This window comes from Streptomyces sp. APSN-46.1 (genome assembly GCF_022815725.1).
Taxonomy (GTDB): Bacteria; Actinomycetota; Actinomycetes; order Streptomycetales; family Streptomycetaceae; genus Streptomyces.
In genome coordinates, this window is record NZ_JALGRF010000012.1 from 111,055 (window position 1) to 123,526 (window position 12,472).

The window sequence follows — 12,472 nt, forward strand, 5'->3', positions numbered from 1 at the left end:
AGACCGGCCCATTCGGCCCCATCCGTCAACCTGTAATTCGAAAAGCCACGTCGAACCATCCCCCGACCGGGTGACTGAATGTCGCCAAATCTTCACCAAGCGCTACTCTCGCCCTCGTGACCCACACTGCCCGCCGTATCGGCCGTTCCCTCGCCCTGGTCCTGCCCGTCGTCCTGGTCCTGTCCGGGACCCTCGCGGTCACCATGGTCCCCTGGGCGGACAATTCGCCCTCCCAGGTCCTGACCGCCTCCGCCGAGGGGGTTTCCGTCCCCGCGAAGCCCCCGGCCGCGCAGGACGTACTGCGCGACAAGCTGGTGGGCGAGCTGCAGCGGGGTGAGGCGCCGGGCGACGTCCTCACGCACCTCCAGCGGGAGGTGGACCGGCGTCCGTCGTCGCTCGCCGACCACTGCGCGGGGATCGCGCGGGCACTGGGACGGGCCGCCGTGGACATGTACGGCCCCACCAAGGCGCAGTCCTTCGCCCGGCCCGTGTGCGACACCGCGTACGCGTCCGGCGTCGCCTCCATGGGCTGACGTCCGCCGACACCGCTTGACGCACGTCGCGTTGGCCGCCGCCGGAGCCCCGGCCTCCCTACTCTGGCCGCCATGACCGACGTTCCCCCGGCAGTCCCCGCAGCCCCCTCCCCCTCATCCACCGATTCCGCGGCCGCGTTCCCGGCCTACCCCACCCAGGCGGTCGTCCTGGCGGGCGGCCAGGGTTCGCGGCTGCGGCCGTATACGGACGACCGGCCGAAGCCGATGGTCGAGATCCCCGGCACCGGGACGCCGATCATCGGCCACCAACTGGCCTGGCTGGCCTCGGAGGGGGTCACCGACGTCGTGGTGTCCTGCGGGCATCTCGCGGAGGTGCTCCAGGACTGGCTGGCCGGGGCGCGGCTGCCGCTCCGCGTGACCACCGTCGTCGAGGAGGAGCCGCTGGGGCGCGGCGGCGGCCTCAAGCACGCCGCGCAGCACCTCCCGCACGGCGACCGGCCCTGGTACGCGACCAACGGGGACATCTGGACGCGGTTCTCGTTGCGCGAGATGGCCGCGTTCCATGCCGAGCGCGGGGCGGTGGCGACGTTGGCGCTGGCCCGGCCGCGCATTCCGTGGGGGGTGGTGGAGACCAACGAGTTCGGGCAGATCCTGGACTTCATCGAGGCTCCCCCGTCGCCTTATCCGGTCAACGCCGGGGTGTATGTGTTCAGCCCCGAATTCACCGCGCTGCTCCCGGACTTGGGCGACCACGAGCGCACCACCTTCCCCCGGCTGGCCCGTGAGCGGCGACTGGCGGGCTTCCCGCTGCCCCAGGGGGCCTACTGGCGGGCGATCGACACCGCCAAGGACCTGACCGAGGCGGCCCGGGAGTTGGCCGCGCAGCGCCCCTCCTGAGGCCTCGCGCCCACACCCCCGCCGCCGGCAGGCACGGCGAAGGGCCCGGCGCGCTTCTCGCGCACCGGGCCCCGGTTTTCTCGTACGGCCGGTCTCAGCTACGGCCGGTCTCAGCCGAGCAGTCCGCCGACCAGGCCGGGCTTGGCCGGAGCCGTCCCGCCTCCTCCGCCGGTGCTGCCGCCGCCGCTGACCCTGGGCGAGGACGGCGGCGGTGCGGACTGGCGCGGGGTGCTGCTGCGCGGGGTCTGGCTGCCGGTGCTGCCGCGCGTCGCGGTGGGCGACTGGGAGCCGGTCCCCGCGGTCTCCCGGGCGGTCGAGGAACCCGAGGTGGTACGGCCAGGCTTGGCGGAGGCGGGCTTGGAGGCGCTCGCTGAGGGCTCGGCGGCCTTCGAGGGCTGCTGCTTGGCGGGCGCCTGCTTGGCCGGCACCCGCGGCAGCGGGCTGCCCGGCAGGTAGTTGCTCGGGGCCTGCCCCGGCCCGGGCACGGTGACCACGGTGGTGGAGCGGACGGCCCCGCCGAGGAGCGAGCCGATCAGCAGGGTGAGCCCGCACACGACGGAGGCCATGACGGCCCCGCGCCGCAGGACCCGGCGGCGCAGCCGCCAGATCTCGGAGCGCGGCCCGAGGGTGCGCCAGGCCTCGCCCGCGAGGCGTCCGTCCAGGGAGTAGACGGGGGCGCCCGCGATGATCAGCGGGCTCCAGGCGGCGAGGTAGATGATGTCGGGCGCGTCGTACGCCGGGACGGTCTTCCAGCTCACCGTCATCAGCAGCGCCGCGGACAGCAGCGCCCCGACGCAGGCGGCGAACCGCTGCCACAGCCCGAACACGGTCAGGACGCCCACGATGACCTGGAGGAAGGCCACGCTGAGCCCGGCGCCGACGGGGTGGGCCAGGGCGAAGTCCCGCAGCGGCTCGGCCAGCGCCCACGGGTGCAGGGTCTGGAGCCAGGTGACCATGGAGCCGCGCTCGCCGCCGTCGAAGTAGACGGGGTCGCACAGCTTGCCCATGCCGGCGTAGATGGAGATGAAGCCGAGGAAGACGCGCAGCGGGAGCAGCACGACGCCGAGGTTCATCCGGCGGCCCGGGTAGTACGAGGACTGCCCGCGCGCGTCCCCGACCGGCCGCCGGGGGTCCGCCGGGGGCTCGAAGTCCGAGGCGTCGTACGCCGGCTCGCGCGGCAGGTCCCGTACGGCGGCCAGCGGACGGGTCTCGTCCAGGTCTCCGTAGGTGCGCTGGCCGATGACGGTCGGCCTCGCGAGGGTGTCCGCGGCGAGGTCGCGGGCCAGGTCCACCCGGGGGATGACCTGGGTGGCGCCGCCGTCGTAGTCGTCGCGGTCGCGCCCGGCCTCGCGTACGGCCTGGAGGAGTCCGCCGGTTGCCGCGGCCGCGGCGGCGTCACCGGGGGCGGACTTGCCGCTCCAGACGACGGGCGCTCTGCGGCGGGTGGCGCCCGCGGCGGCGACCACGGCGCCGCCGAGGACGGGCGCGCGGCCGGGGGCGTTCGCGGGCTTGGAACGCGCGCTCGGGCTCGGTGCGAGCCGCACGCGGAAGCTGGCGTGGTTGACGATGACCTGTGCGGGGTCGCACGGCACCTTGACCATGCTCAGCGCGGGCTGGTCGTCGAACCCTGACGTTCTGGTGTCCACACTCATCTAACCGAGTGATGGGTGTTTAGGACACTGCCTTGACAGCAGGGATGTGTCCGAGACCCGTCAAGATCAAGCCACCCCGCCCGAAACGGGCGGGGTGACACGCTCACGGGTCACGTTTCCTGAGCCAATTGGCACAAGCCCAGCAGGGCTCAGAGCCGCGGGGCCTCAGAGCCGCGGGGCCTCAGAGCCGCGGGGCCTCAGAGCCGCGGGGCCTCAGAGCCGCGGGGCCTCGGCGCGCCGGCGCGCGGCCTCGTACAGCACGACGCCCGCGGCGACACCGGCGTTGAGCGACTCGGCGCCGCCCGGCATCGGGATGCGGACGAGGTAGTCGCAGTTCTCGCCGACGAGGCGGCCGAGGCCCTTGCCCTCGGAGCCGACGACGATGACGACCGGGCCGGCGAGCGCGGGCAGGTCGTTGACGGAGTGCTCGCCCTCGGCGGCGAGGCCGACGATGGAGATGCCGGCCTTCTTGTACTCCTGGAGCGCGCGCGTCAGGTTGGTGACGCGGGAGACCGGGGTGCGGGCGGCGGTGCCGGCCGAGCTCTTCCAGGCGCCGGCGGTCATGCCGGCGGCGCGGCGCTCGGGGATGACCACGCCGTGGCCGCCGAAGGCGGAGACGGAGCGGACGATCGCGCCGAGGTTGCGCGGGTCGGTGACGCCGTCGAGGGCGACGATCAGCGGGTCCTCGCCGTTGTCGTACGCGGCGGCGGTGAGGTCCTCCGGGTGCGCGTACTCGTAGGGCGGGACCTGGAGGACCAGGCCCTGGTGGTTGAGCCCGTTGGTCATCCGGTCGAGCTCGGGGCGCGGGGCTTCCATCAGGTTGATGTTGCCGCGCGCGCCGGCGAGCTGGAGGGCCTCGCGGACGCGCTCGTCGTTGTCGATGAACTGCTGCACGTAGAGGGTGGTGGCGGGCACGCCGTCGCGCAGCGCCTCGAAGACCGGGTTGCGGCCGACGACCATCTCGCTGGTGCCCTTGGGGCCGCCGCGGCGGGGGGCCGGGCGGCGCTTGGCGGCCTGGCGGGCCATGGCATTGGCGATGCGGTTCGCCTTGTGCTTCTTGCGGTCCTCGGCCTTGGGCGTGGGGCCCTTGCCTTCCAGGCCCTTGCGCCGCTGGCCACCGCTGCCGACCGTGGCGCCCTTCTTGTTGGACGTGCGGCGGTTCCTGCGCTGGCTGTTCCCGGCCATGACCTCTACCTGTTTTCGTTGATGCTGCGATATGTACGTATGAAGAGTGTGCCGCCCGGAGTGCCGGGCGGCACAACATGGCTGGTCCGGCGGGTCCGGATCAGCGCGGGCCGAGTGTCCAGCGCGGTCCCGTGGGGCTGTCCTCGATGACCAGGCCGGACTGCTGGAGCTGGTCGCGGATGGCGTCGGCGGTCGCCCAGTCCTTGCGGGCCCGGGCGCCCTCGCGCTGCTCCAGGACCAGGCGTACGAGCGTGTCCACGGCCCCGTGCAGGTCCTCGCCCCGGTCGGTCTCCTCGGCCCAGTGCGGGTCGAGCGGGTCGAGTCCGAGGACGCCCAGCATGGCCCGGACCTCGGACAGGCGCGCGATGGCCGCGTCCTTGTCGTCGGCGGCGAGGGCGCTGTTGCCCTGGCGGACGGCGGTGTGGACGATCGCGAGGGCCTGCGGGACGCCCAGGTCGTCGTCCATGACCTCGGCGAACGCGAGCGGCACCTCGGCGGCGGGCTCGACGGGACCGCCGGCCTTCTCGACGACGCGCTGGCAGAAGCCCTCAATGCGCGCGAAGGCGGACTCGGCCTCGCGCAGGGCCTCCTCGCTGTACTCGATCATCGACCGGTAGTGCGGGGTGCCGAGGTAGTAGCGCAGGACGATCGGGCGCCAGTTCTTGACCATCTCGGAGACGAGCACCGAGTTGCCGAGCGACTTGGACATCTTCTCGCCCGACATGGTGACCCAGGCGTTGTGCACCCAGTACCTCGCGAACTCGTCGCCGAAGGCCTTGGCCTGCACGATCTCGTTCTCGTGGTGCGGGAAGATCAGGTCGAGACCGCCGCCGTGGATGTCGAAGGCGCTGCCCAGGTACTTGTGCGCCATCGCGGAGCACTCCAGGTGCCAGCCGGGACGGCCGCGGCCCCACGGGGTCTCCCAGTCCGGTTCGCCGGGCTTGGAGGCCTTCCACATGGCGAAGTCGCGGGGGTCGCGCTTGCCGGTGATGCCCTCCTCGGCGGGCTGGCGCAGGTCGTCGATGTCCTGGTTGGACAGCGCCAGGTAGCCGGGGTAGGAGCGCACGTCGAAGTAGACGCTGCCGTCCGCCTCGTACGCGTGGCCGCGCTCGATGAGGACGCGCATCATCTCGATCATCTCGGGCACGTGCCCGGTGGCGCGCGGCTCGTACGTGGGCGGCAGGCAGCCGAGCGCGTCGTAGCCGTCGTTGAACGCGCGCTCGTTCTCGTAGCCGATCGACCACCAGGGGCGGCCCTGCTCGGCACCCTTCTTGATGATCTTGTCGTCGATGTCCGTGACGTTGCGGATGAAGGTCACGTCGTAGCCGCGGTGGGAGAACCAGCGGCGCATGATGTCGAAGTTCAGGTACGAGCGGATGTGCCCGATGTGCGGGGCGGCCTGCACGGTCGCGCCACAGAGGTAGATCGAGACGCAGCCCGGAACGAGCGGGGTGAAGTCGCGGATCTGCCGGGCGCTGGTGTCGTACAGGCGAATAGTCACGGCATCCAGGGTAGTGGGCCTGTAGCAGTGCCCCGCAACCTTTCGGGGCGCGGGGGTGCTTTGTTGCCGAAGCGGTGTCGTACGGGGGGTGTGGCGCGGGGGTGCCGGCGCACCCCCGTCCCCCGTACGGTCCTCAGGCCGTTTCGCCGGAGGGCCTGCGGTACACCAGCGCCGTGGCGATGGCGGCGAGCCCTTCGGCGCGGCCGGTGAGGCCGAGTCCGTCGGTGGTGGTGCCGGAGACGGAGACGGGGGCGCCCGCGGCGGCGACGAGCGCCTTCTGCGCCTCTTCGCGCCGCTTGCCGATCTTCGGGCGTACGCCGATCACCTGGATGGCGATGTTGCCGATCTCGAAGCCCTCGGCCCGGACGATACGGGCGGCCTCCGCCAGCAGGGTGACCCCGGCGGCGCCGGACCACTCGGGGCGGGAGGTGCCGAAGTGCGCCCCGAGGTCGCCGACGCCGGCGGCGGAGAACAGGGCGTCGCAGGCGGCGTGGGCCGCCACGTCGCCGTCGGAGTGCCCGGCGAGGCCGTCCTCGCCCTCCCACAGCAGTCCGGCGCACCACAGCTCGCGACCGGCCTCGAAGGCGTGCACGTCGGTCCCGATGCCGACGAGCGGAATCACGGGCGCGCCGAAGCCCGCCGATGCCGCCGAACCTGCCGAATCTGCCGAACCCGCGGAGCTAGTACGCATCGGTGGCCCTCCTGCGGGCGAGAACGGCCTCGGCGAGGACCAGGTCGAGCGGGCGGGTGACCTTGAAGGCCTCTTCGTGGCCGGGGATCACCACGACGGTGACGCCCAGCTGTTCCACCATTCCGGCGTCGTCGGTGGCGCCCTCGCCGCTGACGGCCATGGCCTCGTGCGCGCGCTTCAGCGTGGCGAGGTCGAAGCCCTGGGGGGTCTGTACGGCGCGCAGCCGGGCCCGTACGGGCGTGGCGACGACCGGCTCGGCCTCGCCGGGCCTGCCGGGCTCGACCTCCTTGACGGTGTCGGCCAGCGGCAGGGCCGGCACCACGGCGGGGGCTCCGTCGCGGACGGCCTCGATGACCGAGTCCACCGTGTCCACGGGGACCAGCGGGCGGGCCGCGTCGTGGATGAGTACGGAGGTGATGTCCGCCGGGAGCGCGTCCAGGCCCGCCCGTACGGACTCCTGGCGGGTCTCCCCGCCGGGGACGACCAGGATCTCGGTGCGGTCGGGCAGCGCGTGCTCGTCCAGGAGGTGGCGCACCTCGGCGGCCTCGTCGGGCGGCGCGACGACGACCACGACGGAGACCGCGCGGGAGCGGGCCATGGCGCGGACGGCGTGGATCAGCATCGGGATGCCGCCGAGGGCCCGCAGGGCCTTGGGGGCACCGGGGCCGAGGCGTAGGCCGCGGCCGGCGGCCGGGATCACCGCGGCGGTGCGGTGGTGGCGCGATTCGTCTGACATCAAGGAGCTCCGGGAGTGTGACTCCGGTTCGGCGACCAGGTTTGTGGCTTCGGCCGGTATGGGTATGGCCTCAAAGGTGCCGGGTGCGACGCCCTCGCCCCTTCCGTGACGACCGGTCGAGCAGGTTGCCCGGACCCGGCACGCCAGGAGACCGGCACGCCGGGAGAAGCGATGGCCAACGGGAGATGGCCGGCCAAAAGGGAGACGGCCTTGGGTGAGACGGCCTGGGGTGAGGATGCAGACATGCCGCAGCGCCCGGCAACAAGTCTCCTTGTCATCGGGCACCGCGGCACGACTGCTGTGTACGGCTGGGCCGTCAGGACGCGAGAACCTCGTCGAGGAGGGCCTCAGCCTTGTCCTCGTTGGTGTTCTCGGCGAGCGCGAGCTCGCTCACCAGAATCTGGCGCGCCTTCGCCAGCATGCGCTTCTCACCCGCGGAGAGTCCACGCTCACGCTCACGACGCCACAGGTCACGTACCACTTCGGCGACCTTGATGACATCGCCAGAAGCGAGCTTCTCCAGATTTGCCTTGTAGCGCCGGGACCAGTTCGTCGGCTCTTCTGCATACGGTGCGCGGAGCACCTCGAAGACCCGGTCCAGCCCGTCCTGGCCGACTACGTCGCGAACACCGACGAACTCCGCATTGTCCGCAGGCACGCGAACCGTCAGGTCACCCTGGGCGACCTTGAGCACCAAGTAGGTCTTGTCCACGCCTTTGATCTGACGAGTCTCAATGGCCTCAATCAGCGCGGCCCCATGATGGGGATAGACCACGGTGTCGCCAACCTTGAACGTCATGTGACAGGTACCCCTTCCGTGGCTATCCAGGGTAACACGAGAACTGACCGTTATGAATGGCGTTTTCGCAGGTCAGGGCCCATCTCAGGGCTTGACAACTGCGATACGAACGTGCTGCGGAGGGCTTCCGGAGGGGGGTATTCGCAGGTCGGAGGCGCTGCGCGGACCAGCCGAAACGGCCACGTTACACCTGCCGCACCCCGCCCCCGGTGTGACGTACGTCCCGTTTTGCCGGTTTCACGGACGCGAAACCGAACTACTCCGTTCGACTGGCGACCACCCGTACGGAACGGTTCCGGCCCAATCCGGAATTGATCACGGAGTGGCGTTCGGAGGAATCCGGGAATTCGATCACCGGACACGCGGCGCGCGATATGCGAGCGGCACATGAACGACGGGCGGAATACAAGATCGTGGGACGGGCCCAGGGCGGGCCCTGTCCTGCGGAGGGTCGGGTGCGGGGGCGGGGCGGCGGCTCGGTAACCTAAGCGCGCTGACACACCCTTAGGGCGGCTTTACCTCAGCAGCCCCAGGGGAGCCCACCCTCCCGTCCGTACGTCCTAGGAGTTGCCGCCGCCGTGAGCCGCAGCCTTCGACGCGGCGCCCTCGCCGCTTCCGCCGTCGTGTTCTCCATCGCCTCGCTCGCCGCGTGCGGCGCGGGCAACGACGCGGAGACTCTCCAGATCAAGCCGGACAACGCCGCCGTCACCAAGGGCGACATCAAGGTCCAGAACGCGCTGGTGATCACCCAGGGCTCGAAGGAGAAGAAGGGCCCGGCCGTCGTCTCGGCGACGCTCTTCAACGCCGGTGACACGCCGCAGACGCTCGACGCCATCACCCTCAAGGGTGGCAAGGGCAAGGTCGTACTGAAGGGCGCGACGGGCAACGGCAAGATCACCGTGCCGGCCGGCGGCTCCGTCGTGCTGGGCGGCAAGGACAACCCCGCGGCCGTGATCGAGGGCGGCCGCGAGGCCGTCCAGGACGGCAACGTGCAGAACCTCGTCTTCCAGCTGAGCAAGACGGGCGACGTCGCCCTGGACGCGTTCGTCGTCCCGGGCACCGGCCCGTACGCGAACTACGGCCCGACCGATGCCCCCGCCGCCGCGCCCGCCGCCGGCGCCACCGCGTCGGGCTCCCCGTCCGGCGCCCCGTCGGGCAGCCCCTCGAGCAGCCCCGCCGGCAAGCCGTCGAGCAGCGCCTCCGCCCCCGCGGGCGCGGCCTCGGGCTCGCCGTCCGGCTCCCCCTCGCGCAGCGCGGGCCACTGAGACACGGCCAGACGTACGGGAAGGGCCCATCCGGTTCCGGATGGGCCCTTCCCGTATACGGCCGAGGCCGAGGCCGAGGCCGAGACCGGCGGCTTACGGCTGAGACAGGCGGCTTACGGCTTACGGCTCGAACTTGTAGCCGAGGCCGCGCACCGTGACCAGGTAGCGGGGCGCGCCCGGGTCCGGCTCGATTTTGGCGCGCAGGCGCTTCACGTGGACGTCCAGGGTCTTCGTGTCACCGACGTAGTCGGCTCCCCAGACCCGGTCGATGAGCTGCATACGGGTCAGCACGCGTCCCGCGTTGCGCAGCAGCATCTCCAGCAGGTCGAACTCCTTCAGCGGCAGGTCCACCTTCCCGCCGCCGACGGTGACGACGTGGCGGTCCACGTCCATCCGTACGGGCCCGGCCTCCAGGGCCGCCGGGGTGACCTCCTCCGGCTCGCCGCGGCGGCGCAGGACCGCGCGGATGCGGGCGACCAGCTCCCGCGAGGAGAAGGGCTTGGTGACGTAGTCGTCCGCTCCTATCTCCAGCCCGACGACCTTGTCGATCTCGCTGTCCTTGGCGGTCACCATGATCACGGGCACGTTGGAGCGGCCGCGCAGCTGCCGGCAGACCTCCGTGCCGGGCAGGCCGGGGAGCATCAGGTCGAGGAGGACGAGGTCGGCGCCGTTGCGCTCGAACTCGTCCAGCCCGTCGGGCCCGGTCGCCGCGATCGCGACCTCGAAGCCTTCCTTGCGGAGCATGTAGGACAGGGCGTCGCTGAAGGATTCCTCATCCTCGACGACGAGCACTCGGGTCACGGAAGGACCTCCGGGGCAGGGATGACTGGATCTGGGTCGAGCTGGGGTCGGGCGGGTGCGGGGGCCGTCGCGGGGGTCTGGGCGGCTGCTTCGGGGAGTCGCAGGGTGAAAGTGGAACCCTGGCCCTCCGAGCTCCATACCGACACCTCCCCGCCGTGCGACGCCGCGACGTGCTTCACGATCGCGAGGCCGAGTCCGGTTCCGCCCGTGGCGCGGGAGCGGGCCGGGTCCACGCGGTAGAAGCGCTCGAAGATGCGCTCGCGGTCCTTTTCCGGGATGCCGATGCCCTGGTCGGTCACGGCTATCTCGATCAAGTCTCCACCCGGCGCGGTGACCCGGCGTGCGGCGATGCCGACGCGGGTGCGGGCCGGACTGTAGTTGACGGCGTTCTCCACGAGGTTCCCGAGGGCGGCCGCGAGCTGCCCCCGGTTGCCCCAGACGCGCAGGTCGGCGGTGCCTCCGGCGGCCATGGTGATCTGCTTGGAGGTCGCCGTGTGGCGGCAGCGGTCGATGGCCTCCGCCACGAGCGTGTCCACTCGTACGGGCTCGGCGTCCTCCAGCGGGTCGTCGTTCTGTACCCGGGAGAGGTCGATGAGCTCTTGTACGAGGTTGATCAGGCGGGTCGCCTCGATCTGCATGCGGCCGGCGAAGCGGCTGACCGCCTCGGGGTCGTCGGAGGCGTCCATGACCGCCTCGGAGAGCAGCGAGATCGCTCCGACGGGGGTCTTCAGCTCGTGCGAGACGTTCGCGACGAAGTCCCGGCGGACCGCCTCGATGCGGCGGGCCTCCGTGAGGTCCTCGACGAGCAGGAGCACGAGCCGCGAGCCGAGCGGGGCCACGCGGGCGGAGACCGCGAGGGCCTCGCCGCGGCCGGTGCCGCGCCGGGGCAGGTCGAGCTCGACCTGGCGTATCTCCCCGTCGCGGCGGGTGTCGCGGGCCATGTGGAGCATGGGCTCCACGGCGAGCTTGCCGCCGCGGACCAGCCCGAGGGCGTACGCCGCCGAGCTGGCCTTGACGACCGCGTCGCCCTCGTCGAGCACGACGGCGGAGGAGCGGAGGACGGAGAGGACGGTGTCCACCCCGGGTGGGAGCACCGCGTTGATGTCGGGGCGCATGGAGCTCCGGGTGGGGCGGGCCTGGTCGCGCTCGCTCCAGCGGAACGCCAGCATGGCGATCACACCGGTGCAAAGACCGGCGATCGCTGCAGCTGCGGCGACCGCCGCGTTCACGTCCATGCATCCAGGTTAAGCAGGCACGACGACACTTCCACAGCCGTTCGGGTGGCACCTCGAACACTCGTCGCCCAGAGTTCACCCTGGCGACGGGGTTGATTCACTTGTGATGCCGGAGTCGGACGCGTTCGCGGCTCAACGTGTCAACGTGGGGCATGAGGCCGCCCCGGCCCGGCCCCCGGGCAGTAAGGCAGTAGGCCAGGTCAAGAGAGGGACACCCATGCGTGACGCGTACCACGAGGAACTGGACTCGATCGGAGAAGGCCTGGTCGAGATGGCCCGGCTCGTCGGTTCGGCGATCGGGCGGGCCACGACGTCCATGCTCGACGCCGACCTGAAGCTCGCCGAGAGCGTCATCGCCGCCGACCAGAAGGTGGACGACCTCCAGCACGACCTGGAGGCGCGTGCCATCGCGCTGCTGGCCCGCCAGCAGCCGGTCGCCACGGACCTGCGCATCGTCGTGACCTCGCTGCGGATGAGCGCCGACCTGGAGCGCTCCGGCGACCTGGCGCAGCACGTGGCGAAGCTGGCGCGGCTGCGCTTCCCGGACACGGCGGTGCCGCGCGACCTGCACGCCACCATCCTGGAGATGGGTCAGCTGGCGCAGCGCCTGATGGCGAAGGCCGCCGAGGTGATCATCACGAAGGACGTGGACCTGGCGCTCCAGCTGGAGCAGGACGACGACGAGATGGACCAGCTGCACCGCACGCTGTTCCAGCACCTGATGGACGACCGCTGGAAGCACGGCATCGAGACGGCCGTGGACGTGACGCTGCTGGGCCGCTACTACGAGCGGTTCGCGGACCACGCGGTGTCGGTGGCAAAGCGCGTCGTCTACCTGGTGACGGGCGAGCACGCGGACGAGCTCCAGCCGCCGACGGTGGTCGAGGGCGTCTGAGCCCGAGCCCCAATGCGCCGTTGACGCGCCGGGGTGGCTGGGCATGAATGAGGCGAAGGCGGTCCGTCGTACGGCGGTCCCGTACGCCGCCTGCGCGAGGAGGATCCATGCCCGATTCCCCCGTCCCCATCACCCCGGAACACGAGCAGCAGCAGACGACCCCGGAACCGCTCCGCCTCCCGCTGCTCGCGGCCTGCGGCTGCGGCTCGGGCTGCGGCTGCGGCTGCCAGTCCGGCGCCCCCTGCCAGTGCGGCGGCTGACCCGCCCGCCCGGCACCCCGTACGCGAAGGGTCCCGTCCGCATTCTGTATTCCTGATTCCT

At 71.7% G+C, this 12,472-nt stretch carries 13 protein-coding genes; 5 read left to right on the plus strand and 8 right to left on the minus strand.

What is annotated here, in order from left to right:
* The first annotated feature begins 116 nt into the window (after positions 1–116).
* Both MTF65_RS25610 and MTF65_RS25615 read left to right on the plus strand, forming a co-directional pair.
* Positions 117–533, plus strand: a complete 417-nt coding sequence (locus tag MTF65_RS25610; RefSeq protein WP_243631296.1) for a hypothetical protein — start codon at positions 117–119, stop codon at positions 531–533.
* A gap of 72 nt (positions 534–605) precedes the next feature.
* On the plus strand, positions 606–1,391 hold the full coding sequence (locus MTF65_RS25615; RefSeq protein WP_243631297.1) for a nucleotidyltransferase family protein: 786 nt from the start codon (positions 606–608) through the stop codon (positions 1,389–1,391).
* Positions 1,392–1,501: 110 nt separating this feature from the next.
* On the opposite strand, the gene MTF65_RS25620 is transcribed toward MTF65_RS25615, so the two are convergent.
* The 6 genes from MTF65_RS25620 to MTF65_RS25645 all read right to left on the minus strand — a co-directional run bounded on the left by MTF65_RS25620 (position 1,502) and on the right by MTF65_RS25645 (position 7,955).
* Entirely contained in the window at positions 1,502–3,043 is a 1,542-nt protein-coding gene (locus MTF65_RS25620) for a DoxX family protein (protein WP_243631298.1), read from the minus strand.
* A gap of 213 nt (positions 3,044–3,256) precedes the next feature.
* On the minus strand, positions 3,257–4,228 hold the full coding sequence (gene rlmB / locus MTF65_RS25625; protein WP_243631299.1) for a 23S rRNA (guanosine(2251)-2'-O)-methyltransferase RlmB: 972 nt from the start codon (positions 4,226–4,228) through the stop codon (positions 3,257–3,259).
* 100 nt (positions 4,229–4,328) lie between these two features.
* On the minus strand, positions 4,329–5,729 hold the full coding sequence (cysS, locus tag MTF65_RS25630; RefSeq protein ID WP_243631300.1) for a cysteine--tRNA ligase: 1,401 nt from the start codon (positions 5,727–5,729) through the stop codon (positions 4,329–4,331).
* 133 nt (positions 5,730–5,862) lie between these two features.
* The gene (gene ispF / locus MTF65_RS25635; RefSeq protein WP_243631301.1) at positions 5,863–6,420 is read right to left on the minus strand and encodes a 2-C-methyl-D-erythritol 2,4-cyclodiphosphate synthase; all 558 of its coding nucleotides are present in this window, start codon (positions 6,418–6,420) and stop codon (positions 5,863–5,865) included.
* Positions 6,410–7,156 carry a 2-C-methyl-D-erythritol 4-phosphate cytidylyltransferase gene (gene ispD / locus MTF65_RS25640; RefSeq protein ID WP_243631302.1) on the minus strand — a complete coding sequence of 249 codons (747 nt, stop codon included), beginning with the start codon at positions 7,154–7,156 and terminating at the stop codon, positions 6,410–6,412. Before ispD ends, ispF begins: the two co-directional genes overlap by 11 nt.
* 316 nt (positions 7,157–7,472) lie before the next feature.
* On the minus strand, positions 7,473–7,955 hold the full coding sequence (locus MTF65_RS25645; protein ID WP_003953493.1) for a CarD family transcriptional regulator: 483 nt from the start codon (positions 7,953–7,955) through the stop codon (positions 7,473–7,475).
* Between the two features lie 578 nt (positions 7,956–8,533).
* On the opposite strand from MTF65_RS25645, the gene MTF65_RS25650 reads away from it, so the two are divergent.
* Entirely contained in the window at positions 8,534–9,220 is a 687-nt protein-coding gene (locus MTF65_RS25650; RefSeq protein ID WP_243631303.1) for a DUF461 domain-containing protein, read from the plus strand.
* A gap of 120 nt (positions 9,221–9,340) precedes the next feature.
* Here MTF65_RS25650 and MTF65_RS25655 read toward each other — a convergent pair whose 3' ends face one another.
* Positions 9,341–10,021 carry a response regulator transcription factor gene (locus MTF65_RS25655; RefSeq protein WP_037795450.1) on the minus strand — a complete coding sequence of 227 codons (681 nt, stop codon included), beginning with the start codon at positions 10,019–10,021 and terminating at the stop codon, positions 9,341–9,343.
* Positions 10,018–11,256 (minus strand): cell wall metabolism sensor histidine kinase WalK, encoded by a 1,239-nt coding sequence (locus MTF65_RS25660; protein ID WP_243631304.1) that lies wholly within the window; start codon positions 11,254–11,256, stop codon positions 10,018–10,020. Before MTF65_RS25660 ends, MTF65_RS25655 begins: the two co-directional genes overlap by 4 nt.
* A 217-nt stretch (positions 11,257–11,473) precedes the next feature.
* Between MTF65_RS25660 and phoU the strand changes: the two genes are divergently transcribed.
* Complete coding sequence (gene phoU, locus MTF65_RS25665; RefSeq protein WP_008743932.1) at positions 11,474–12,151, plus strand: phosphate signaling complex protein PhoU; 678 nt, start codon at positions 11,474–11,476, stop codon at positions 12,149–12,151.
* A gap of 107 nt (positions 12,152–12,258) precedes the next feature.
* On the plus strand, positions 12,259–12,411 hold the full coding sequence (locus MTF65_RS25670) for a hypothetical protein (protein ID WP_243631305.1): 153 nt from the start codon (positions 12,259–12,261) through the stop codon (positions 12,409–12,411).
* Positions 12,412–12,472 lie beyond the last annotated feature (61 nt).